Raw genomic sequence first — 23,263 nt, forward strand, 5'->3', positions numbered from 1 at the left:
GCTATTTCATCATAGACTTATCGAAGCGTTGCCGTATAGAATTTCCAATGCATTTGCAATATTTGGTGAGTTTTCGCCACACTCTGCCTCGGAACGGCTACTGGTGTAAGCTAACGTCAATGAGCGCACAGCGCATGGCTGAGGATACCAGATGGCAGGATGGCAGGTCGGATGGCAACGGCTGTTGTGTGCGGCATGCTGCGGCACGCTGCTGGCCGCTGCCTTGCCTGCGCGGGCGGTCACGCTGCGCACCGCCGCCCAGGAGGGCACCGAGCCGAAATTCATCGCCGACGGACCGGACCGCATCGTCGGCCTGTGCATCGATATCATGCGCGCCATCGAGCAGCTCGATCCCAAACTGCAGTTCATCGGCGACCAGCGCTGGAAGCCTCTGATACGCGCCTACTCCGAACTGGAGAGCGGCCAGCAGGACGTGCAATGCGCGGTCCAGCGCACGCCGGACCGCGAGCCGCGTTTTCATTTCCTCGGGCCGGCGCTGTACACCATCGAGTATCACTTCCTGGCGCGCATGCAGGACAATGTGGCGATCCATAGCTGGGACGACGTGCGCCGCCTGGCGCCGGACAACGTCGTGCTGGTCAACCGCGGCTTCGCTGCCGGCAACATCGTGGCGGCGATGGGCGGCATCGTCGTCGACGCCAACTCCACCAGCCCGCAGCACAATCTGCAAAAACTGATCGCCGGGCGCGGACGCCTGTTTTTCCATCGCGGCCCCGGCTTGAATAAACTGCTGGAGCGCACCGGCACCGCCGACAAGGTCCGCATCCTGCCGCAGGTGATGTACAGCGCCAAGCTGTACTTCGCCACCAGTAACAAGCTGACCGGCGATATCAACGCGCGGCTGGAGCAGGCCTTGTACGCGCTGGAGAAAAACGGCGAACTGGAACGCATGATGCGCAAATGGGATTGAACTTGAAGCAGCTGGCGCGCGCCCTCGCCGCCTTGCTGCTGGCGGCGGCATCGGGCGCGGGCGCCGCCGCCGACATGCAGGCGGCACTGGTGGTGACGATGCCGCCGCAGCAGGCGCAGCGGACGATACTGCAGGCGGTGCGGCAGCTTGCACCCCAGCGCGAGGAACACCGGCGCTACCGCATGGCCCTGCCCTTCGGCGCGCCGTTGTTCCCGCCCGACGCCGATTTCGCCGCGCCATCAACCACCGCATCAACCACCGCGCCGGCACTTGCCGCCTGGCTTGCCCTGCCCGCCGCGCAGCGCCGGTACGACGTCCTGATCACCCCTGACGTCGACTACTACTGGAACGCCGAGGGCCGCCAGTACAGTTGCCAGTTCATCATCCACGTCCAGGCCCGGGGTGGCGCCGGTTCGCAACTGGCGCTGCTGCAGGTGCGGCCCACCGAGTATGCCGGCAAGCACTTCGACCTGCTGGGCCGCACCGGCCCCGGCCGTTACATGGACTTGCGCCCCGCCACGCCGTCAGCGCAGACCGAGGCCGAACTGCGCGCCTTCCTTGCGGCGGCGCTGGCACACCCACAATAGCACCAGGCCCAGCGCCAGCAGCGGCAAGCTGCCCGGCAACGGCACGGCGGTGATGCCGGCCACTTCCAGCGAGAACGGCGACACCACCACGTCGGCCGCCTGCAGGAAGGTGCCGCCGGACAGCGGGTCGCCGCTCCACCATTCGCCGGACAGGCTGAAGCTGCCGCTGTCGATCTGCCCCGGCAGCGCGAACGGGAAGATCTGCACGCCATACAGGCCGGTGTGCAGGGCCGCATCGAACGCGACGGTCGCGGCGGCGCCCGGCACCAGGATGGGGAAGTCGAAGTAGCTGGCGTCGGGCGAGCCGATGCTGAACGATGATGCGCTCAGCTGGGTCGGCACGAACCAGTTCAGCGTGTCGGTGTTGACCAGCTCGTAACCCCAGCCTACCGTCTCCCCCGGCAAGCCGCTGATCGACCCGCCGGCCGGCTGGGCGGCAAACGTGAACGTGAACGGCAGGGCCTGCACGGCCGGCGACCAGCACAGCACGGCAAACAGCAACGCGAACACGGCGTACAAATTTCTGAGTTTCATGGCGGCTGCTCCTTATTTTGGAATGATGGATTGCGCCTGCGAGTAGGCGTAGATCACGCCGTCGAGGTCGCTCACACTGCCGTTTTCGCTGACGCTGAAGCGCTTCACGGTGGACGGCACGTTGAAGGTCAGGCGCACGGTATAGAAACTGCCCACGTCGACATTCGGCGTGACGAACGGTAGCGCCGGCGACAGGGCTGCGTTCAGCGTGACGGCGCCGCTGCCGGACAAGGTATGCATGGACAGCGAGGACAAGGTCATGTCGCGCGCGGTGCCGACGCCGGTATTGGTAAGGCGCACATCGACACCGACCACGCCAGGCGCCACATTTTCCTGGCCGACGATCTGGGCGACGAAGTCCGGCCGCCCCGGCAGCTGCACGGCGCCGGTGACGAACACCGTCAGCGATGCGCTGTTGTGGACGGTGATGACGCTGCTGCTTTGCGCCGTCACCGTGATGCTGTCGGAGCTGCCGATGCGCGCGCCGGCCGGCGGCGCCAGCGTGACGGTGACGTTGGCGGTGGCGCCGCTGGCCAGGGTCAGCGTGGTGGGCGAGACCGAGGTGATGTAATGCTGGTCGTCGGTGGCGCTGATGCCGAAGGTGCCGGCGGGGCCGTCGTTACGGACCTGGTACGTCAGCGTGGTGGTGACGCCGGGACGCAGGTCCTGCCGCGACGGCGGCGTGACCGACACCGTTTGCGGTTGCACCAGCACGCTGACCAGGCGCTGATACGGGAAGCCGGAACTGTCGGTGCCGGTGGCGTAGGCGACGAAGGCTTCATTGGGCACGGTCAGCGCGCCGAAGAACTTGCCGTTGTCGGTCTGGTCCTGTTCCAGCGCCAGCGGCGACAGCAGCTCGAAGTTCTTGCGGCGCAGCTGGAACTGCGGCGCGCTGGAAATGCCGGTCAGCGCCGCGATCGCATACAGCGCCTGGCCCGGCCCCGGCTCGCCATCGATCGCCAGCAAGCCCTGGTGCGGCGGCATCGCGCCGAAGCGGGCCAGCTTGAACGAGCTGAACGCGAGGTCGGCGATGCCGTTGACGTTGACATAGGTCTGGTCGGACGAATTGCCGACGGCCAGGGTCCAGGCGCCGCGCGGCGGGTTGTCGATCGAGATGATGACGCCGCTCGACAGGCTCAGGTATTTGGTGGCATTGGCGAGGGTGACCACGACGCCGTCCGGCCGGGTCAGGGTCACCGTCGGCTGCATGCCCTGCAGCGTGCCGCTGACCGACACGGTCAGCCGCGTCATGCTGCTGTCGACCGGCACCGTGTAGCTCTTGCTGCTGGCGTAGGTATCGACCGTCGACAGCAGCTGCACCACGTTGTTGCGGCCCACCAGGTCGGCCAGCTGGGTGACGGTGCCGGCTTCGCTGCCGAACAGGAAGAACACTTGCCCGCCGGTTTCGGCGGCGGCCTGCAGGTAGCCCGGCGTCAGCGGCGAGCAGCTGCCGAACAGCATCGGATAGATCTTGATGTCCTTGCTCTTGGCCAGGCTGATGACGGCGCCGGCCAGCCCCGCGTCCTTGGCGGTGGCGTCGGTGTACATGAACAGGTCGCCGCCGGGATCGGCCAGCGACAGGCCGTTGTACATGCCGGTCATCGCCAGTTCCGGACAGTCGCCGCCGCCCGAGGCGCCGAGTCCGCCGATGAAGCTCTTGAACAGCGCCGCGTCGTTGGTGGCGACGGTGGGGCCGGTGGACGGGTCGTTGAACGGCGCCAGCACATATTGCAGCGGTTCCTCGTCGGTGCCCAGGCGGGCGTCGACGATGCTGGCGGCCGAGGCGCGCACGCCGGCGATGATGCCGCCCATGCTGCCGGTGGTGTCGATGGCGAAGGCCAAGGTCGGGCCTGCGCCCAGCAGCGCTTTCAGCTGGGCCGGCGTGATCTCGGCCTTGATGTCTTCGATGAACTGCTGGGTGCCGGCGATGGCGGCGGCCGCGGCCGTGCCGTGGTAGCTGCTGTGCGGCGAGATGTCGCAATACAGCGTGTCCTTGTTGATGCCTTCGCGGAAGTAGCCGACCGGGTCGCTGGACGGCGAGCTCTTGTCCAGCGGGCCGCCGTGGCTGCACTTGAAGGCGCCCGGCTTGACCCGGTCCTCGCCGCCGTAATAGCCGCTGGTCAAGAGCGAGCCGATGATGTTGGACGAGTTGGCGCAGGTCAGGCCGGTGTCGGTGAAGCCCGAGCAGGTCGGCGTGGCGGGGCCGGCGAACGGCAGCGCGCCGGGACGGCCGACGCCGGGATGGGCGGCGCTGTTGCCCTGCTCTACCCAGTTGCTGTGCGAATAGAAGTCCTGGATGGTGTGCAGCGCGCTGCCGAGATTGTCGCGCGCGCCGGTGGCGTTGATCGGATCGCTGCGCAGCGCGTCCAGCACGTTCTGCTTGAGCGTGGCCAGGCGCAGTTGGGCGCCGGCCGCGTTCTCGCCGTCGAAGTGCTTGGCCGAGCTGGTCTGGTCTTCGTCGACCTTGGCGTCCGCTTCAATGATCTGGTCCAGCGCCTTCTGCATCGACGCGGTCAGCTTGGGCACGGCGAAGTAGCGCTTGTCGAGCGCCTCGATGCCGCGTTGGGTAATGTCCTGGTGGGTCAGGCTGCCGGCAGACTTGGAAGTGATGAAACAGACAAAGCCGTTCTTGGGACAGAAGGCCTTGCCGGGAATGCTGGCGACCAGCAACAGCGACGCCAGCAACAACGAGGGAGCAATGCGCATACGATTTCCTTTCCCATGCGTGGATACACCAGCCCGCGCAATGGCGGGCACCGGCGGTGTAACGCATTTATCGTGCCGTGCTCTGCCTTTCCTTTGAAATCAGATGATTAGCGCGCGCCGGACGGACGGCGCGCGGATGACTGTCAAGTTCGCCGACAGTGCTACAGCGGCGCGCTCAGCAACTTCAGATGCTGTACCGCATTGTCGTTCTTCGGATCGAGCTTCAGCGAGCGCCGGTAGTGCTCGATCGCCTGCGCCTTGTCCTGCGCCGTCTCGTAGGCTTCGGCCAGGCTGTCGTAGGCATTGCCGCTGTCCGGATGCAGCACCGTCACGAGCTTCAGGACGGCGATCGCGCCCTGCGTGTCGCCGGCGCGCATCAGCCCGTAGCCCCAGTTGTTCATATCCGATTCGGACAGCTCGAATTTCGGGTCTGCCTTGCGCAAGCCTTCGTAGACCTGCTGGACGTCGGCAAAGCCGCTCTTCGCCGATTCATGCGCCAGCATTTCCATCGTCGGCGGCGCTCCGGTCGACAGCGTTTTGCTCACCGTCAGCAAATGGTCCGGCACCCCGTTCTTCTTCGGCTCGTTGTCGAGAAAGGTCTTGGCCGATGGCTGCTGCTTCAAATAGGCGTCCAGGTATTGCAGCACGTAGCGCGCCATCCAGCTGTGCGACTGGCTCACCTCGGCCGCGCTGTACTCGCTGTAGGAGCTGGACGGCATGAAGCGCAGCGCGTCCGAGGAGAAAGCAAAGTGCTCCATCGCCGGCAGCGTGACGATGCGCACGTCGGAATACTTCATCTCGTTGAGGAAGCTGGTGACCGGCTTGCCGCGCTTGGCCAGGTCTTCCAGCGAACGCGGGCGCGCGGCCAGGAACAGCATCGGCACCGTCAGGCGCGACGGCTGCACGTACTTGGCCTCCTGGATCCGCTCGGGCCAGTAGCGCACCGAGCCGTCGAGGTTGACCAGCGCCTTGACGCGGTTGTCGCGCGCGGCCACGAACACGTTCGAGATACCGCCCCAGCTGTAGCCGGCCACCGCGATATTGCCGGTGTCCGCCTGCGGCAGCGTATGCGCATAGCCGATCAGGAAGGCGATGTCGGCCGCCTGCGCTTCGATGCCTTCGACGTCGTCGGTCATGGAGCGGCCATGCGCGCCCATGCTGGGGCTGGCGATGACGACATAGCCGTGGCTGGCCAGGTATTCGCACAGGTCGGCGTTCTCATAGGAATGGGCGCCGAAGCTGGGCGCATAGATCACCACCGGAAACTTGCCGGACGCCGGCTTGGCGTCGCGCACGGCCCACATGCGGCGCGCCATTTCCTCGCCGGCGTGTTCCTTGCCGCCGGGCGTGCCGTTCAGCCTGGTGGCCAGTTCGGCGTTGATGACGGCGTCGCCGCGGCCGAAGCGTTCCTCGCTGGCGGCCAGGCGGAAGTACTCGCCGTAGCTGACCGGCTTGCCGGACTTGGCGGCCGGATACCAGATCACCGTCTGCATGGGGCGCGCGGTCTCGCCACTGACCGGCTTGCCGGTGACGACATCGTATTTGCCGAGGTAGGAGCGGGCATAATCATATTGCTCCACCACGCGCAGGCCGACGCCGTGTTGCCCCGGGGCGACATCAAAGCTGAAATTGGATGCGGCCTGGCTCAGGCCCACCACGCAACATAGAATAACGGTGAGTAGTTTGCGCACTGATATACTTTCCATGATAAAAATACAAGTATATAGGCAACCAACACGCAAGGGGTGAAATGAAATTGCTGAGGCCGTTCTGGCTGGTCATGCTGGCTTGTACGCTGCTGGGCTCGCCGGCGCACGCGACGCAGGTGACCTTGCGCGTGGCCGCGCAGGAAGGCACCGAGCCCAAGTTCATCGCCGCCGGCAAGGATCGCATCGTCGGCTACTGCGTGGATTTGTTCCGCACCATAGAACGCATCGACCCCGGGCTGATCTTCGTCGGCGACCAGCAATGGCTGCCGTTGGTGCGCGCGCATTCGGAGCTGGCCAATCACCAGCACGACGCGCTGTGCGCGGTACAGCGCACCGCCGAACGCGAGCGCCAATACCTGTACCTGGACCTGCCGCTGTTTCCCCTGCAGTACATGTTGCTGGCGCGGATCAACGACAAGGTGGTGATCAACGGCTGGGACGATGTGCGCAAGCTGGGCGCGCAGGGCGTGGTGCTGGTCAACCGCGGCTATTCCACCGCCGAGATGCTGGAGCAGTTCGGCGGCTTGCGCATCAATTCCAGCGCGACCAACCCGGCCATGAACCTGCAGAAGCTGATCGCCGGACGGGGCCGCTTCTTCCTGCACCGCGGCCCCGACCTGCAAGGCTTTCTGGCGCGGGCCGGCATGGCCGGCCAGGTCAGGATACTGCCGCATGTGATGTACACCACCAACGTCTACATGGCGATGGGGACGCATGTCGATCCGGCGGTGGCGGCGCGCGTGCAGCGGGCGCTGGAGCAGATGGAAAAAACCGGCGAACTGGCGCGGCTGCTGAAGAAGTGGAACGGCAACGGCGACTGAATAAGCTTGATTGACAGCAACGTCGGTTTTGGCCACTATCGTTGCTTCACCGATTTTCAAGCACACTCGCCATGACCATGCCACGCCTCGCCCTACTTGCCCTGCTGATGTCGGCCAGCCTCGGCGCCGCCGCTGCCGACGCTCCGCCAGCCAAACATGCGATCACCCACGAAGACGTGTGGCTGGCCAAGCGCGTCGGCGCGCCGCTGCCCAGCCCGGACGGCAAGTGGGCGGTGTTCGCCGTCACCGAGCCGGCCTACGACAGCAAGGAGCAGTGGTCGGACCTGTGGATCAAGTCGCTGACCGACGATACCCCGCCGCGCCGCCTGACCTTCAGCAAGGGCGGCGAAAGCGCCGCCAACTGGTCGCCGGACAGCAGGCAACTGGTGTTCGTGGCCAAGCGCGATGGCGACGATGCCGGCCAGATCTACCGCATCGACGTGGCGGCCGGCGGCGAGGCCCAGCGCCTGACCACGCTGACCCTGGGCGCGCGTTCGCCGCGCTTCAGCCCGGACGGCAAGCAGCTGCTGTTCGTCAGCGATATCTTCCCCGGCAACACCAGCGAGGAAGACGTCAAGAAAACCGCCAAGGAGCGCAAGGACCGCAAGTACACGGCCCGCGCCTACGAAACCTTCCCGCCCCGCTTCTTCGACAAGTGGCTGGACGACAAGAAGGTGCGGCTGTTCGTCATGGATGCGGACGCCGGCGCCAAGCCGCGCGACCTGCTGGCCGGCAGCCAACTGGCGGCGATGCCGGGCTTCGGCGGCGGCCAGGGCGACGAGGGGCAGTCGCTGGAAGCGCTGTGGGCGCCGGACGGCAAGTCGGTGCTGTTCTCGGCCTCGACCAACCGCGACGAGGCGGCGCGCGCATCCGGCTACACGCAGATCTTCAGCGTGGCCACGGCCGGCGGCGAGCCGCAACAGCTCACCCGGGACAAGCACAGCTATCACAGCCTGCGCTTCAGCGCCGACGGCAAGACCTTGTTCAGCCTGACCGAGGCGGAGGAAGAAGGCAAGGTCTATGACGTCACGCGCCTGGCCAGCTTTGCCTGGCCGCTGGCCAACCCGGCGCCGAAGATATTGACGGCCGCGCTGGACCGCTCGATCTCGCGCTACGTGCTGCCGAACGGCACCGGCCGGGTCGTGTTCAGCTTCGAGCACGCCGGCCTGGAGCAGCTGCATTCGATCAACTACGCCGGCGGCGACCTGCGCGACGAGGCTTCGCCGCCGACCGGCAGCATCGGTTCGCTGGCGTCCGGCGGCAAGGCCATGGTCGGAGTGTGGGAGTCGTCGATCAATCCGCCGGAGGTGTACGCCTTCGGCAACGGCGCGCCCAAGCGGCTGACCTCGTTCAACACAGAGCGCGCGGCAGCCATCGACTGGCAGGCGCCGGAGCACTTCTGGTTCAAGGCCAGGGACGGCCGCATGATCCACAACATGATCGTCAAGCCGGCCGGCTTCGACCCGGCGAAAAAATATCCGCTGTTCGCGGTGATCCACGGCGGCGCGGCCAATATGTGGCGCGACCAGTTCGTCATCCGCTGGAACTACCACCTGCTGGCGCAGCCTGGCTACGTGGTGCTGCTGACCGACTACAAGGGCTCGACCGGCTACGGCGAGGAATTCGCGCGCGCGATCCAGGGCGATCCGCTGAAGGGGCCGGGGGACGAGGTCAACGAGGCGGTCGACGAGGCAGTCAGGAAATACAGCTACATCGACGGCGGCAGGCTGGCGGCCGGCGGCGCCAGCTACGGCGGCCACCTGGCCAACTGGCTGCAGGCCACCACCACGCGCTACAAGGCCATCGTGTCGCACGCGGGCGAGATGGACCTGGTGATGCAATGGGGCAGCAGCGACAGCATCCACGGCCGCGAAGTCAACAGCGGTGGCCCGGTATGGGGCGAGCAGGCGGTGTGGCGCGAACAAAGCCCGGTGATGCAGGCGGGGAATCATGCAAAAGGCACGGGCTTCACCACGCCCATCCTGATCTCGGTCGGCGAGCTGGACTACCGCGTGCCGGCCAACAATGCGCTGATGAATTACGCGACCCAGCACCGCCTGAACGTGCCGGCCAAGCTGCTGGTGTTCCCGGACGAGAACCACTGGATTTTGAAGGGCGACAACAGCCGCTACTTCTACAGCGAAGTGCACGGCTGGCTGGCGAAATATTTAAAATAAAAGGGAGACTGTATGATGATCGCAAACTGGTGCTGGCCGGCGTGGGCGTCAGCATCGCGCTGATGGCGATGAGCTGACGCCCCCTCCCCTTAGTTGAAGCTGAGCCCGCTGCTGCTGGCGTTGCTCAGCGTCTTAGCTTTCAGGTCGATCGTGAAGTGGTCGCTCGGCTTGCCCGAACCCAGGCCCTTCAGGATTGCGAACACCTGCTTGAACTGGTTCTGGAACAGCACGTGCACCGGGTTCTGGTCCGACGGCTGATCGCCGATCCTGGCGATGGCGGCAGGCGACGCAGGGAACGCCGCCATCAACACCTTGTACTGCGCCACGCGCTCGGCGCCCATGTCGCGCAGCGCCAGCTCGCCGGCGTACACCGTGCGGTGGAAGTCGCCGTAAAACTCGTAGGCGCTGATCTTGGCGAAGTCGGCCAGCTTGAGGTTGGCGGCGGCGGCCAGCTGCTCGGCCTTGGCGGTGGCCGCGGCCCAGTCGGCGGTCAGCTGGCTGGCGGCGACGCCGCCGTCGGCGACCGCGCCCTTGGCGGCGCAGGCGGCCGTGATCGGCAGCACGCCGGGATTGTCCTTCAGCTGCGCCAGCGTGACCCTGGTCTGCAGCTGCGACAGTATCAGCATCTGGCGCGCGTCCAGCGACATCGCCGCTTCCTTCATTTCGCACGGCCAGTAGTCGCCCATGAAGCGCAGGCGCGACAGTTCGCCGAAGTAGGTGCGGGTGAATTCGCCATACGACCTGGTGTCGAGGATGCCGCGGTTCCAGCGCTTGGCGACATCGCTTGCCAGCACGCTGCCCTGCAGGTAGTCGTACTCGGTCTGGTACAGCGGGAACAGCTCGTTGTAGCGCGGGACGCTGTTCAACGCCACCGTCTGCACGTCGATCTGGTCCTTGCTCTGGTAGCTGACGATCTTGTAGGCGGCGCCGAACACGGCCAGCGACGGCGACTGCACGTTGACCAGGTAGTTGCCGGCGGCATCCTTGTAGTCGTTGGTGCCGTTGAAGTGCATGTGGCCGCCCATGTGCAGCGGCAGGCCGGTGGCGGCCAGCGCGGCGGTGGTGGCAGCGTCCGGCATGCGCGTGATCTGGAACGCGCCGGACTTGAAGACGGCCTTCATGGCGCTGGTCTGGTTGGCGTAGAAGTCCATCGTCGGATAGTGCGAGAAGGCCATCAGCTGCTTGCCCTGCGCCTTGGCGCGCTCGGTCACCGACTTGATCCATTCCATCTGGTGGATCTTGTGCGTCAGCACCTTGTTCCAGCCCGCGTCACCGGCGCCGTCATAGCCCTTGAAGGAGGTCGGATTGGACGGATCGAACTTGGCGTTCGGAATGTGGACGTTGGCGTCCAGCGCCAGCAGCCAGATGCCCTTGACCGGCTCGACCAGGTAGCTGGCGTCGATGATGTTGCCGCAGCGGGTGTAGGCCTTGCCCAGCTTGGCTTCGCCGGCGGCCTTGTAGCTGCCGCCCTCGCCTTCGGCGCAGATCTCGAATTGGCGCTTGCCCAGGTCGGCGGCGGCGACGGCGGCGCTGTAGCTGTACTTGCCGTCGGCGTATTTGGTGAACGGGGTTTCCCAGTAGATGTCGTTCTGGTTCGGCGTGTAGCCGAAGTCGCCCAGCTTGGTCAGCAGCTTTTCGTAGCCCTGCTCCATCAGCTGGTTGGTGCAGATCACGGCCGGGTCCTTGGTCTTGCAGGCGGCGGCGCCGGTGGCGTAGATTTTCTGCTCCTTGCCGTCCCGGGTCAGGAAGTCGTTCTTGCCGGCTTCGTCATCGTCGAACGGCTCGTTCGGATCGTGGTTGCCGGGGGCGATGAAGAAGCGCATGCCCTTGCCCTGGTATTCGTGCAGGATGTCGGCTATGCCGTCGATGTTGATCGGCTGGGCGTCGTCGGAAATGTCGCCCGGCAGCGCGACCAGGCGGATGTTCTTGCTGAAGGCGTCGTCCAGCGCGGCGCGGAAGGCGAAGTAGTTTTCGTTGAACAGCCGGGTCGAGGTCAGCTCGGCATACATGGTGCGGATGGTGGCGTTCTTGCCGTCCTTGGTCGGGATGCCGGCGAAGTTGGGGTTCTTCAGGTCGCCGTAGATGTTCTCGAAGTGGACGTCGCTCATGAAGGCGACGGCGGTCGAGTTGTAGCCGTTGCCGGGATTGGTCTCGGTGATCGGCACGCCGTCGCTGCCGCAGGCGGCCAGCAGCGAGGTCATGGCGGCGGCCGCGATCAGCGGGCCGCCGGGGAAGGCTAAGCGCATACAAAACTCCATCAGGCTGTTAAGGTCGAGCGCATTGTTGCACCGACACGTGACAGCCTGATTACATTTTGGTAGCGCTTCCAGTTTCCTTTTATGCCGCCTTGGCCGGGGCGGCGGTGCTTGTCGCCACAGCGACCGCCGGCTTGCGTATCAGCAGGATGATGCCGGCGGCCACCAGGCAGGCGGCGCCGGCGGCAAACAGCGCCGGGTTGTAGGTCAGCATCAGGGTGCGTACGCGGCCGGCGCCGTACGCGGCCACGGCGGCGCCCAGCTGGTGGCCGGCGAACACCCAGCCAAACACCATGCCGGCCTTCTCCTTGCCGAAGGTGGCGCCCGCCAGGCGCACCGTCGGCGGCACGGTGGCGATCCAGTCCAGTCCGTAGAACATGGCGAACAGCGACAGGCCGTACAAGGTGAATTCCGAATACGGCAGCCAGAACAGCGACAAGCCGCGCAGGCCGTAGTACATGAACAGCAGCTTGCGGTTGTCGTAGCGGTCCGACAGCCAGCCCGAGGCGATGGTGCCGACCAGGTCGAACGCGCCCATCATCGCCAGCACCGAGGCGGCCGGCACGGCCGACAGGCCGGCGTCGCCGCACAGCGAGATGAAGTGGGTCTGGATCAGGCCGTTGGTGCTGAGGCCGCAGATGAAGAAGGTGCCGAACAGTATCCAGAACACGCGGTTGTTGGCGACGCCGGCCAGCACCTTGAACGGCGTGGCGAAAGTCACTTTCATCGGCGGCGCGATCGGGGCTACCGGAGTGCCGGGCGCGGCGCCATACGGCGTCAGGCCGACCTCGTTCGGACGGTTGCGCATCAGCAGGAACACCAGCACGGCGACGATGGCGCAGGCGGCGAACACCGGGATCACCGCCATGCGCCAGCCGAAGTGCTCGATCAGCCAGGCGCCGACCGGCAGGAAGATCAGCTGGCCGGTGGCCGAGCTGGCCGTCAGCACGCCGACCACCAGGCCGCGATGGGTGTCGAACCAGCGGGTGGAGACGACGGCGCTGAGCACCAGCGCGGTCATGCCGGAACCGATGCCCAGCATGATGCCCCAGAACAGCACTAGGTGCCAGAACTGGGTCATCTGCGTGGCCAGCGCCAGGCCGGCCGCCACCAGGGTCAGCGCGGTGACGACGACGTTGCGCAGGCCGAAGCGCTCCATCAGGATGGCGGCAAACGGCCCCATCAGGCCGAACAGCACGAAGCGCACGGCCAGCGCAGACGAGATCTGCTCGACGTCCCAGCCGAATTCCTTCGACAACGGTTGCAGCAGCGCGCCCGGCAGGCCCAGCGCGGCCGACGAGGTCAAGGCGGTCAGGAAGGTGATGGCGACGATCACCCACGAAAAGTGCAGGCCGCGCTTGTGCAGCCAGTTGGATAAGCTCAGGGCTAACATGATGTCCTCACGATGGCGATGCGTGCAGGAAGGCACGCTATGTCGCCACTTTACATTATGATCATCATGAATACAAGGAAAATAATGGGCCGCTGGGAGGCGGCCCGGAAAGACGGCTTACTTGATGCGCAGCGAGCTTTGCACCTTGTTCACGCCCTTGACGTTGCGGGCCACATCGACCGCCTTGTCCACTTCAGCCTGCGACGGCACGAAGCCGCTCAGCATCACGGTGCCGTTGGTGGTTTCCACATGCACGTCCAGCGACTTCAGCGCCGGCTCGGCCAGCAGTTCGGTCTTGACCTTGGTGGTGATCACGGAATCGGCGACGGTGTCCTTGGCCATGGCGCTTTTCTGCTTGGTTTCGCAGGAAGCCTTGTCGGTGCCGGTCAGCGTGCTGCAATCGATGCCGGTCTGGGCGACGTCGGCCATTTGCTTGCCGGCCTTGGCGTCGTTGATGGCGGCCACGTGCATCGACTTGGCGGTGCTCTGGCAGCTATCCTTGTCGGCGCCGGTTAGCGGCGAGCACTTGGCCTTGGCCAGGCTGTAGTTGGCGTCGGCCACTTCGGTCTGGGCTTTCTGGATGGATTTCTTATCGTTCTTGTACTGCATCGCGGCGGTCGCCTCGGCGTTGGCGCGGGTCACCTTGGCCTGTTCGACGCAGATATCCTTGGCGTTGCCCGATTGTCCATCGCAAGCGGCCTTGGCGGATTTATAGTCGATTTCAGCCTGTTTGGTCGCGGCCTTGTACGCCACCGTGTCGTTATTCGGGGTGGTGGCGGCGAAGCTGGCGCTGGCCGCGGTGGCCATGACGAAGAAGAGTAACTTGTTCATGATGTGTCCCTTTTTGTGGTGGTTGGCTAGGAACACATTAAACGCCGGGCCGCGCGGATACTCTGTGCGCAAACGTACACTGTTCGGCAATTGCCTGCGGTGTGGTTTATTCGTCGCGCAGCAGGCCCTGGCGCCACAGTTTTCCGGCTTGTTCGAACAGGGGCAGGTCGCCGGCAAACGCGGCGCCGGTGGGCGCCAGCTGCAGCCAGGCCAGCGTGCTGTGCGAGCGGGTGGCCGGCGACGGCTGGCGCACCTTGGCCATCCACGCGGCGACGTCGCCGTACTGCGCCGGGTGGCGCTGCTGGATCCAGGCCAGCGCGACCAGGTCGGCGAAGCCCTCCTCGCGGCGGGTTACGCGCAGCGCCTGCAACTGCTCCTGCGTCGCATCCGGCGCCGCGGGAGCGCTTTCCTCGAAACCGGCCGGCAGCACGTGCCAGATGCCTTGCGCGTAACGCCAGCAATGGCCGATCTCGTGGGCGACCATCGCCTCGATCATCAGCGGCTGCTGCGCGGCAGGCACCGAGGACAGGATGTCTTCCGCATTCGGATTGCCGCGCATCGACAGCACCAGCTTGCAGCGGCCGTCCTGGAAGCCCAGCGCCAGCGGCACGTCGTTGGCGCGCGCCTGCGGTTGCACGGTGATATCGATCGGCAGCTTGAGTTCCTGCTTGGCGTAGGCCAGCACGGCGGAACCGGCGCTGAGCCAGCGGGTTTCCATCTCGGTCAGCTGGGCGGCCGACGCGAGGCTGGATGACAGGAGCAGCAGGAGGAATAAGGTGCGCTTGATCATGGTGATCAAACTGTAGCATGCTGACGGCAATAAAAATTGCCTTATGGAAGGTTCTACAACACTAAATTAATACGTAGAAAAAGTTGAATCGTTGAAGTTTTGAAACGGGGGCCACTGCGGCCCCCGGTATGCTTACTTGCCCAGCAGCGTATTGGCGGTCTTGAATTCCGGGCGGATGTCGTTCGGAACTGTTTTCATTTTATCCAGCGCTTTTTGCACGTCCGGACGGATCACCACATACCTGGCCATCATGTCCTTGGCCCGGGCGTAGTCGCCGGTGGCTTCGATGGTCAGGAACTCGCGGTCCAGGTCGATCACGGCCTGCTTGATCTTCTTGAAATCCACCGCGAAGGTGCCGTCGCCGTGCGAGATGAAACCTCCCTTGTCGAGGATGTAGTTCATCTGGATCGCCATCCCGCGCGCGTGCGAATCGGTCAGGCCGAAGTGCAGGGTGCGGAAGGCCGATGCCAGGAAGGTGGTGTACAGCTTGCGCTCGGCGGCGGCGCCCTGCCCCAGCGTGCCGGCCAGCTGCCCCTTGTCCATCATGTAGCCCAGCGCGTACAGGCCGGTGATGTCGGCCTTGGCTTCCTCGATGGTCGAATAGGCTTCCTTCAGGTCCTGGCGCGGCGTCGATTCGGCGCCGTAGTTTTTGGTGATGTGCGGACCCAGGCCGTGCGTGATTTCGTGCGCCAGGATGTGGGTGAAGAAGGAATCGAAATCGACGTCTTTCTGATCGGCCGGCTTGAGCACCAGTTTGGAGATCGGCGTCAGCGTGGACTTGAATTTGGCCTGCTGCACATTCTTCAACATCACGCGCTTGGAGCCGCGCTGGCTGATGATGCGCTCGTCGTTCGGCAGGTTGTAGGCGGCCGTCTGCACGCCCATGTTGCCGTCGCCGGCGCCATACACCTGGTTGACCACCACCATCGGCGCCAGCGCGCCGACTTTCGGATTGCGGTATTGCGCATCCAGCGGCAGGTTGTCTTCCAGCTCCTGCATGTGCTTGGCGAAGAAGTCCAGCTTCTGCGTTTCCTTCTGGTCGCGGATGTTGACGTAGGCTTCAAACGCGGCCTTGTAGCCGAACAGCTCGTCGTTGTAGGTTTCGTATGGGCCGATGGTGATGTCGACCGGCGCGTCCAGATCCATCCAGGCAAAGTCGGAGGCCAGGTAGTCGTTGCTCAGGAAGGCATCGGCGCGCAGTTCCAGGAATTTCTTCAGCGAGGCGTTGTCGGTTTCGGCGGCGGCCTGCTTCAACAGCGCGGCGGCCTTCTCCAGTTCCGGCTTGTATTCGTCGGAGTATTTGACGGTCTTGAACTGGCCGTCGGCGTTTTTGCGGATGGTGGTGAAGAACCATTGCGCCTGCTCTTTGTCAATTGCCGGCAAGGCGTTCATCCAGGTTTCCAGCGCCTGCTTGCTGACGCCTTCAGGATAGAAATTGCCGGCTTCGGGCTTCTTGGCCGGCACGGCGATGCCCGACACTTCGGCGGGCAGGAAGCTTCGATGGTCGTCCAGGATCGACCACGGGCCCTTGTTGAGCCAGAAGTAGTTCAGGCGCGCCTTACCCAGCGGGGTCTGGTCTTTTTGCAGCGCGGCCCACAGGGCCTCGTTGCCGGACCAGCGCTGGCGCAGCTGCAGCACGTCGATGATCTTGGCCGCCTCGATCAGCTTGGCGATGGCCTTCTTGTCGCCAGCGGAGAGTTTGCTGGTGTCGGCGGTCAGCGCGATCGGCGCGAACCGCTTGGTCATCTTGTCCAGATCGGCCACGCTCGCGGGCGCGGCGAAAGCGGAGGCGCAGGCGGCTGCCAGGGCCAGAGGGAGCAGTATTTTTTTCATTGGATCCTCGGGTAGAGTGAGGCCCACATTATACGATCACCGCCCCCGCGTGCCTCACCAGGCCCTGTATATCCGACCCGTTTCAGCGCCATCGACGCTGCGGGCGTAGGACAAGGCGGCGCGGCTGCCCTCGATCGGCTCGAAGCCGGTGAACAGGTCGCCGAACAGATGCGCCGACTCCTGCAGCACCGTCGGGCTGACGGCATTGATGCGCAAGCCGCGCGGCAGCTCGATCGCGGCCGCCCGCACGAATCCCTGCACCGCCGCATTGGCGGTGGAAGCCGCCACCGCGCCCCGTATCGGATGCTCGGTATCGACACCGCTGGTCAGCGTGATCGAGCCACCATCGCTGAGAAACTCCTGCGCGACCAGCGCCACGTTGACCTGCCCCATCAGCTTGCCGTTCAGGCCCACGTGAAAATGCGCCGGCGTCAGCCCGGCAAGCGGCCCCACATGCAAAGCCCCCGCCGCCACCACCACCGCATCGACGCGGCCGACCTTTTCAAACAACGCCCGTACCTGCGCGATGTCCTCGATATCGACCTGATACTGTCCGCCGCGCGCACCGACCGTCACGACCTCATGCCGCTGCCCCAGTTGCTCGACAACGGCCCGGCCGATGGTCCCGCTCCCGCCGACAACGACCACCTTCACGCCGCGGCTCCCCACGCGCGATATACCTGGCCAGTCTGCGCACCGTCAACGCTGCGCGCATAAGACAGCGCCGCGCGGCGCGCCGGCACCGGCTCGAAGCCGATGAAGAACGGACCATAGCTGCCCATCGATTCTTCCAGCACCGTCGGGCTGACGACATTGATGCGCAAGCCGCGCGGCAGCTCGATCGCCGCGCCGCGCGCAAAGCCTTCGATCGCAGAATTGACCATGGTGGCGCTGACGCCGTTGCGGATAGGCTCATCGGCCACGATGCCGCTGGTCAGCGTGATCGAGCCGCCGTCGTTAAGGTATTCCTGCGCCACCAGCGCCACATTGACCTGACCCATCAACTTGCTGTTCAGGCCCACATAAAACTGCTCCGGCGTGAAGCCGGCCAATGGCGCGAAATGCAGAGCGCCCGCAGCCACCACCACCGCATCGACGCGGCCGATCTGCGCAAACAAAGCCCGTACCTGCGCGATATCCGCGATGTCGACCTGATACTGCCCACTGCTGGAGCCGACGGTGACGATCTCATGCCGCTGCCCCAGTTGCTCCACAACCGCCTTGCCAACCGTGCCCGCTGCGCCAATAACGACTACTTTCATGATGTTCTCCTTGTGAGTGATGGGATGAACGTCAGTATCCACCTCAACACCAAAGGAATAAATGAGCTAAGATGAAGATCATTACTAACTCATACTTAGCAATAACATGAACAAGCTGCGCAGCATGGAGATCTTCGTCGCCGTCGTCGACGCCGGCAATTTCACAGCCGCCGCCAGCGCCTTCCAGCTGTCGCCGGTGATGATCGGCAAGCACATCGCCCACCTGGAGGCCACGCTGGGCGCGCGCCTGCTGACGCGCACCACGCGCCGCCAGAGTCTGACCGAGATCGGCGCCCAGTACGTCGAACAATGCCGCGCCATCCTGGCGCAGATCGCCGCCGCCGAAACCGGCGCCGAGGCGATGCGCAGCGTGCCGCGCGGACGGATACGCATCACCGCGCCCTTCTCCTTCGGCAGCGAGTGGCTGGCGCCGGCGATCACCGACTACCTGCGCCTGCACCCGGAAGTGAGCGTGGATCTCAGTCTCAACGACCGCATGGTCGACATGGTGGAGGAAGGCTACGACGCCGCCGTGCGCATCGGCGCGCTGGACGACTCCGGCATGATCGCGCGTCCGCTGTTCAACTACGCGATGGCGATCTGCGCCTCGCCGGCGTATCTGGCGCGGCATGGTACGCCGCAAACGCCAGACGACCTGGCCGGACACGAATGCCTGGATTTCATGGTCGGCGCGGTGGGCGTGCGCTGGCGCCTGCAGTCGGTGCATGACGTGCGCGGCAAACGCGAACTGCCGGCCAGCCGCTTCCGCACCAACAGCGGACAGGCTTTGCGCATGGCTGCGCTCAAGGATTTTGGCATTGTGATGCAGGCCGAAGTGCTGCTGGCGCAGGACATTGCCGCCGGACGGCTGGTGCCCATCCTGTGCGGCCACCTGCCACCGGCGCGTCCGATGAACCTGGTCTACCCGCGCGACCGGCGGGCCACGCCCAAGCTGACCACCTTCATCGACTTCGTGGTGGAACGCTTCGGGCCAGCGGCAGGGTTGCCGCTGGCCTCATCCGCGTAAAGGGTAACGTCAGTTGGCCAGCGGCTTGATGGCGCCGTTCTGCGCCACCGTCGCCAGTTGTGCGCTCGGCTGCCAGCCAGCGCCCAACGCGCGCGCCACCGACACCGCCGCCAGCAGGCGCTGGGTGTTGATCTGCACCGCCGCGCGGTCGGCCGCCAGCGCGCTGCGCTGCGCATCGGTCACGTCGAGATAGGTCGACACGCCGCGCTCGTAGCGCGCACGCGCCACCAGGTAGCCGCGCGCCGCCGCCGCTTGCGAGGCTTGCTGAGCCTCGCCCTGCAGCTGGCGTTCCTGCACGTCCGACAGCGCGTCTTCCACTTCACGCAGCGCCGTCAGCAGCTTGGTCTCGTGGTTGGCGATCGCCTCTTCATAGCGCGCCTTCGAGATCGCCAGGTTGGCCTTGTTGCGGCCGCCGTCGAAGATCGGCAGCGACAGCGCCAAGGGGCCGACGCTGAACTGGCGCGAACCGCCCTTGCCCAGCTCGCGCAAACTCTCCGACGCATAGCCGAAGTTGGAGGTCAGCGTCAGCGACGGGTAAAACGCGCCTTCGGCCACGCCGATCTGCGCATTGGCCGCGCGCAGGTTGGCCACGCTGCCCGCCAGGTCCGGGCGTTGCGCCAGCAGGCTGGCCGGCAGGCCGACAGGAATCGCCGGCGGCAGCGGCAGCACGGCCGGATCGGCCTTGGCCGCAGTCAGCATCGCCGACGGCGAGGCGCCGACCAGGGTCGCCAGGCTGTGCTCGAGCAGGTTGCGCTGACGCTGCACTTCATGCAGGTCAGCTTGCGCGTTGGCGCGCTCGATGCGCGCGCGCGACACGTCCAGTTCATTCGACAGGCCGGCGTTGAAACGCGCCGTCACCAGCTCCTCGGTTTCGCGGCGGGTGTCGAGCGCGCCGTTCAGGATCGCCATCTCGGCGTCCAGGCCGCGCAGCTGCCAGTAGGTGGTCGCCAGCTGCGACGACAGCAGCAACAGCACGCCGTCACGGTCCGCTTCGGCCACCAGCGCCTGAGCGTCCGACGCTTCGACCAGGCGGCGCACGCGGCCCAGCAGATCGAGTTCGTACGACATCGAGGCGCCGACCGCGTAGTTGTTACCCTTGATCGAACGCCCGCCCAGCGCCAGGCCCTGCGACGTTTCGGCCGAGGTGCGCGAGTTCGACACCGAGGTGCTGACGCTCAGCGACGGCTGCTGGTTGGCACGCGACACGCCGGCCTGCTCCAGCGCCTGCACCAGCCGCTGCGCCGCAGCCTTCACGTTCGGGTTGTCGCGCAGCGCGGTCTGTTCGAGACGGTTCAGCGTATCGTCGTTGAATACGGTCCACCACTGGGCGGGCAAGTGTGCCTCGCTGGCGCCGGCTTGCGGCAGATGGCGGAACGACGCATCGGCGACGTTTTTCGGCGCGGAGAAATCGCTGCCGACGGTGGCGCAGCCGCTGATGGCCAGCGTAACGGAGACAGCGAGCGTCAGGCGCTTCAAAGCTGAATTCAACATGGTGTTACCTCACTTAAAATTAGTTATCACCCCTCGTCATTCCCGCGAAAGCGGGAATGACGGTTTGCAGTTATGGTTAGTGCGCGCCGCCGCCACCGCCCGACGAAGGGGCTTTGACTTTATCCGAGAACCACAGCACGCCGATGCAGCCGAACAGCACCGCCGCGACCAGGAAGAAGCCGTCGTTGTAAGCCATCACATACGCCTCGCGCCGCACGATGCCGTCGACCGCCTTCAGCGCCATGTCGGACGCGCTGGTCGCATCGAAGCCCTTGCTCATGAAGGATTGCGTCAGCGCCGCCAGGCGTTCCTGCGTGGCCGCCGCGAAGCCGGTCACCGATTCGCCGATGCGCTGCGAGTGGAAGTGCTCGCGCGAAGTCAGCGCGGTGGCCAGCAGCGCGATGCCGATCGAACCGCCCAGGTTGCGGGTCATGTTGATCAGGCTTGATGCCGACGGCATGTCCTTGGGCTCGATGCCGTTCATCGCGAAGTTCGACAAGGTCAGCATGACGAACGGCTGGCCCAGCGCGCGCACCACCTGCGACAGCAGCAGCTGGTCGTAGCCGGTGGAAGCGTCCATGTAGGCGTTCATCAGGCAGGAGCCGCCGAACAGCAGCAGGCCGAAGGTGCACAGGATGCGGTTGTCGATCTTCGACGACAGCTTGGCCACGAAAGGCATGATGAACAGCTGCGGCAGACCGGCCCACATGATCACTTCACCGATCTGCATCGGCGAGTAGCCGGCGATCTGGCCCAGGTACAGCGGCAGCAGGAAAGCCGAGCCGTACAGGCCCATGCCCATCGCCATCGACAGCGCGGTGGCCGCGAAGAAGTTGCGGCGGCCGTACAGTCCCAGGTTGACGAAGGGCTGGGCGCGCATGGCGCTGGTGACCACCCAGCCCAGCAGGCCGATGATGGCCAGCGCCGCGAAGGTGATGATGAACGATGAATCGAACCAGTCCTTGCTGTTGCCCTCTTCGAGAAACACCGTCAGGCTGCCCAGGCCCACGGCCATGAAGGCGATGCCCAGCCAGTCGGCGTTGAGCAGCAGGTTGAGCTGACGCTTTTCCTTGTCCAGGCCGACGGCGATGCCGCCGATCAGCAGCAGGCCGGGCACCCAGTTGATGTAGAAGATAGACGGCCAGCCATACAGCTCGCTCAGATAGCCGCCGAAGGTCGGGCCCATCGACGGCGCCAGCGTCGCCGTCAGGCCGAAGATGGCCATGCCGGCCGCGCGCTTGGACGGCGGCAGCTGGGTCATCACCAAGGTCATCGCCATCGGAATCAGCGCGCCGCCGGTAAAGCCCTGCAGCATGCGGAAGGCGATCATGCTCGGCAGGTTCCAGGCGAAACCGCACAGGGTCGAGAAGCCGAGGAACAGCGCGGTGGTGCCCATCATGTAGGCACGGACGCCGAACACGCGCGACAGCAGGCCGGTCATCGGAATGACGATGATCTCGGCCACCAGGTAGGCGGTGGCGATCCACGAGCCCTCTTCCTGCGTGGCCGACAGGGTGCCGAGGATGTCCTTCAGCGACGAGTTGGTGATCTGGATGTCGAGCACCGCCATGAAGGCGCCCAGCATGCCGGCGGCCACCGCCATCCAGGTGCGGCCGGAGACCTTCTCGCCCGGCACGGCGGGCACGAAAGGCTTCCCGGCGGCAGGCGTATCGATTGTGGTGCTAGCCATGGCGCGTCCTTAGTGCTGGTTGATCGCCACTTCGGCGATCGCCGACATGCCCGGCACCAGGCGACCGCTCAACGCTTTCACGTCTTCCGGCTTGAAGGTGATCTTGACCGGCACGCGCTGGACGATCTTGGTGAAGTTGCCGGTGGCGTTATCGGCCGGCAGCAGCGCGAACTGGGCGCCCGAGGCCGGGGCGAAGCTGTCCACGTTGCCGATCAGTTCACGGCCCGGAATCGCGTCGATGGTGACTTTGACTTCCTGGCCCGGCTTCAGGCCGGCCAGCTGGGTTTCCTTGAAGTTGGCGGTCAGCCAGACGTTTTCCTGCACGATGGCGGTCAGTTGCTGGCCGGCCGTCACGCGCTGGCCCACTTCGATGGTGCGCTTGCCGATACGGCCGCCGACCGGCGCCAGGATCTTGTTGTAGGCCAGCTGCTGCTCGGCGTCCTTCAGCTGCACGCGCAGCACGCTCACCTGCGCCTTGAGCACGTCGCGCGCCGAACGGGCGGCGTTGATCTGGGCCTTGGCGGCGGTGGCGCTGTCCTTGCGCGCGGCCAGATCGGCCACGGCGCTGGCGCGGCCGGCGACGGCGGCGTCCAGTTCCGCTTTCGACACGGCTTTCATCTGGCTGTTATACAGCTGGCCGTAACGTTCGGCGTCCTGTTTGGCGCGCACCAGCTGCGCTTCCGACTGCGCCACCTGGGCGGCGGCGCCGCTGGCCTGGGCCTGCACCTGGGCGATCTGCGCGTCCGACTGCAGCACCTGCTGCTCGGCGCTGGCGATCTGCGCCTGGATCTGCTCCACCTTGACGTGCTGGTCGAATGGATCCAGTTCGGCGATGACATCGCCTTCCTTGACGATCTGGTTATCGTCGATCAGCACCTTGGTGACCACGCCGGAGATGCGCGCCGACACCGGATGCACGTGGCCGGCCACATAGGCGTTCTCGGTCTCGACGAAATAATGGCTGCGATACCACATGCGGCCACCGGCTGCCAGTGCGGCCAGCGCGATGATCGCGGCGATCACCAGCACGCGGCGGTTGGACTTGGCCGGCGCTGCCGGGGCGGCCGGCGCCACCGGAGCGGTCTGGGCGGCGGGAACGGCGCTGAGCACTTTCTGTTCTTGGTTGTGCTGGGTGGACATGTGCGGCTCCAAAAGAGAAATGAAATGGAAGAAGTGCATTATTGGCCGGTTTTTCGGCAAAGTCAAGAAATGAAACGATTGCATTT

The 23,263-nt window shown here is 65.3% G+C and carries 18 protein-coding genes; 5 read left to right on the forward strand and 13 right to left on the reverse strand.

Translation table 11 applies throughout. The features are described from left to right. The first annotated feature begins 151 nt into the window (after positions 1 to 151). Both ACSQ3S_RS27510 and ACSQ3S_RS27515 read left to right on the forward strand, forming a co-directional pair. Positions 152 to 931 (forward strand): substrate-binding periplasmic protein, encoded by a 780-nt coding sequence (locus tag ACSQ3S_RS27510; protein WP_436144350.1) that lies wholly within the window; start codon positions 152 to 154, stop codon positions 929 to 931. Further along, the gene (locus tag ACSQ3S_RS27515) at positions 922 to 1,518 is read left to right on the forward strand and encodes a hypothetical protein (protein ID WP_436144351.1); all 597 of its coding nucleotides are present in this window, start codon (positions 922 to 924) and stop codon (positions 1,516 to 1,518) included. The genes ACSQ3S_RS27510 and ACSQ3S_RS27515 overlap by 10 nt, the downstream gene beginning before the upstream one ends. Here the strand turns inward: ACSQ3S_RS27515 and ACSQ3S_RS27520 are convergent. From ACSQ3S_RS27520 to ACSQ3S_RS27530, 3 genes are all read right to left on the reverse strand, one after another. Continuing rightward, positions 1,456 to 2,052, reverse strand: coding sequence for a hypothetical protein (locus ACSQ3S_RS27520; protein ID WP_436144352.1), 597 nt, complete (start codon positions 2,050 to 2,052; stop codon positions 1,456 to 1,458). The two genes, ACSQ3S_RS27515 and ACSQ3S_RS27520, sit on opposite strands and share 63 nt — an antisense overlap. A 12-nt stretch (positions 2,053 to 2,064) precedes the next feature. Then, positions 2,065 to 4,758, reverse strand: coding sequence for a hypothetical protein (locus ACSQ3S_RS27525; protein ID WP_436144353.1), 2,694 nt, complete (start codon positions 4,756 to 4,758; stop codon positions 2,065 to 2,067). Positions 4,759 to 4,919: 161 nt separating this feature from the next. Then, a complete protein-coding gene (locus tag ACSQ3S_RS27530; RefSeq protein WP_436144354.1) occupies positions 4,920 to 6,449 on the reverse strand; it encodes a tetratricopeptide repeat protein in 1,530 nt (509 codons plus the stop codon). A 59-nt stretch (positions 6,450 to 6,508) separates the two neighbouring features. Here ACSQ3S_RS27530 and ACSQ3S_RS27535 point away from each other — a divergent pair, with 59 nt between their 5' ends. Beyond that, positions 6,509 to 7,288 carry a substrate-binding periplasmic protein gene (locus tag ACSQ3S_RS27535; RefSeq protein WP_353403281.1) on the forward strand — a complete coding sequence of 260 codons (780 nt, stop codon included), beginning with the start codon at positions 6,509 to 6,511 and terminating at the stop codon, positions 7,286 to 7,288. Positions 7,289 to 7,359: 71 nt separating this feature from the next. After that, on the forward strand, positions 7,360 to 9,465 hold the full coding sequence (locus tag ACSQ3S_RS27540) for a prolyl oligopeptidase family serine peptidase (protein WP_436144355.1): 2,106 nt from the start codon (positions 7,360 to 7,362) through the stop codon (positions 9,463 to 9,465). A gap of 89 nt (positions 9,466 to 9,554) precedes the next feature. On the opposite strand, the gene ACSQ3S_RS27545 is transcribed toward ACSQ3S_RS27540, so the two are convergent. The 7 genes from ACSQ3S_RS27545 to ACSQ3S_RS27575 all read right to left on the reverse strand — a co-directional run bounded on the left by ACSQ3S_RS27545 (position 9,555) and on the right by ACSQ3S_RS27575 (position 17,829). Then, positions 9,555 to 11,711, reverse strand: coding sequence for a metallophosphoesterase (locus ACSQ3S_RS27545; protein ID WP_436144356.1), 2,157 nt, complete (start codon positions 11,709 to 11,711; stop codon positions 9,555 to 9,557). A 91-nt stretch (positions 11,712 to 11,802) separates the two neighbouring features. After that, positions 11,803 to 13,113: an MFS transporter gene (locus ACSQ3S_RS27550; RefSeq protein ID WP_436144357.1), complete on the reverse strand. Its 1,311-nt coding sequence runs from the start codon at positions 13,111 to 13,113 to the stop codon at positions 11,803 to 11,805. Between the two features lie 117 nt (positions 13,114 to 13,230). Continuing rightward, positions 13,231 to 13,944 (reverse strand): BON domain-containing protein, encoded by a 714-nt coding sequence (locus ACSQ3S_RS27555; protein WP_176652823.1) that lies wholly within the window; start codon positions 13,942 to 13,944, stop codon positions 13,231 to 13,233. Between the two features lie 106 nt (positions 13,945 to 14,050). Next, complete coding sequence (locus tag ACSQ3S_RS27560) at positions 14,051 to 14,734, reverse strand: hypothetical protein (RefSeq protein WP_353403286.1); 684 nt, start codon at positions 14,732 to 14,734, stop codon at positions 14,051 to 14,053. A gap of 132 nt (positions 14,735 to 14,866) precedes the next feature. Next, entirely contained in the window at positions 14,867 to 16,567 is a 1,701-nt protein-coding gene (locus ACSQ3S_RS27565) for a dipeptidyl-peptidase 3 family protein (RefSeq protein ID WP_436144358.1), read from the reverse strand. A 54-nt stretch (positions 16,568 to 16,621) separates the two neighbouring features. Next, complete coding sequence (locus ACSQ3S_RS27570) at positions 16,622 to 17,221, reverse strand: short chain dehydrogenase (RefSeq protein WP_436144359.1); 600 nt, start codon at positions 17,219 to 17,221, stop codon at positions 16,622 to 16,624. Beyond that, the gene (locus ACSQ3S_RS27575) at positions 17,218 to 17,829 is read right to left on the reverse strand and encodes a short chain dehydrogenase (protein ID WP_436144360.1); all 612 of its coding nucleotides are present in this window, start codon (positions 17,827 to 17,829) and stop codon (positions 17,218 to 17,220) included. Before ACSQ3S_RS27575 ends, ACSQ3S_RS27570 begins: the two co-directional genes overlap by 4 nt. A gap of 106 nt (positions 17,830 to 17,935) precedes the next feature. Between ACSQ3S_RS27575 and ACSQ3S_RS27580 the strand changes: the two genes are divergently transcribed. Next, positions 17,936 to 18,856: a LysR family transcriptional regulator gene (locus tag ACSQ3S_RS27580; protein WP_436144361.1), complete on the forward strand. Its 921-nt coding sequence runs from the start codon at positions 17,936 to 17,938 to the stop codon at positions 18,854 to 18,856. Between the two features lie 9 nt (positions 18,857 to 18,865). Here ACSQ3S_RS27580 and ACSQ3S_RS27585 read toward each other — a convergent pair whose 3' ends face one another. The 3 genes from ACSQ3S_RS27585 to ACSQ3S_RS27595 all read right to left on the reverse strand — a co-directional run bounded on the left by ACSQ3S_RS27585 (position 18,866) and on the right by ACSQ3S_RS27595 (position 23,177). Further along, positions 18,866 to 20,347, reverse strand: coding sequence for an efflux transporter outer membrane subunit (locus ACSQ3S_RS27585; RefSeq protein WP_436144362.1), 1,482 nt, complete (start codon positions 20,345 to 20,347; stop codon positions 18,866 to 18,868). 76 nt (positions 20,348 to 20,423) lie between these two features. Beyond that, positions 20,424 to 22,037 carry a DHA2 family efflux MFS transporter permease subunit gene (locus ACSQ3S_RS27590; RefSeq protein ID WP_436144363.1) on the reverse strand — a complete coding sequence of 538 codons (1,614 nt, stop codon included), beginning with the start codon at positions 22,035 to 22,037 and terminating at the stop codon, positions 20,424 to 20,426. 9 nt (positions 22,038 to 22,046) lie between these two features. Beyond that, positions 22,047 to 23,177, reverse strand: coding sequence for an HlyD family secretion protein (locus ACSQ3S_RS27595; RefSeq protein ID WP_436144364.1), 1,131 nt, complete (start codon positions 23,175 to 23,177; stop codon positions 22,047 to 22,049). Positions 23,178 to 23,263: the final 86 nt, after the last annotated feature.

This window comes from Duganella sp. LjRoot269 (assembly GCF_964254095.1).
Taxonomy (GTDB): Bacteria; Pseudomonadota; Gammaproteobacteria; order Burkholderiales; family Burkholderiaceae_D; genus Rugamonas; species Rugamonas hordei.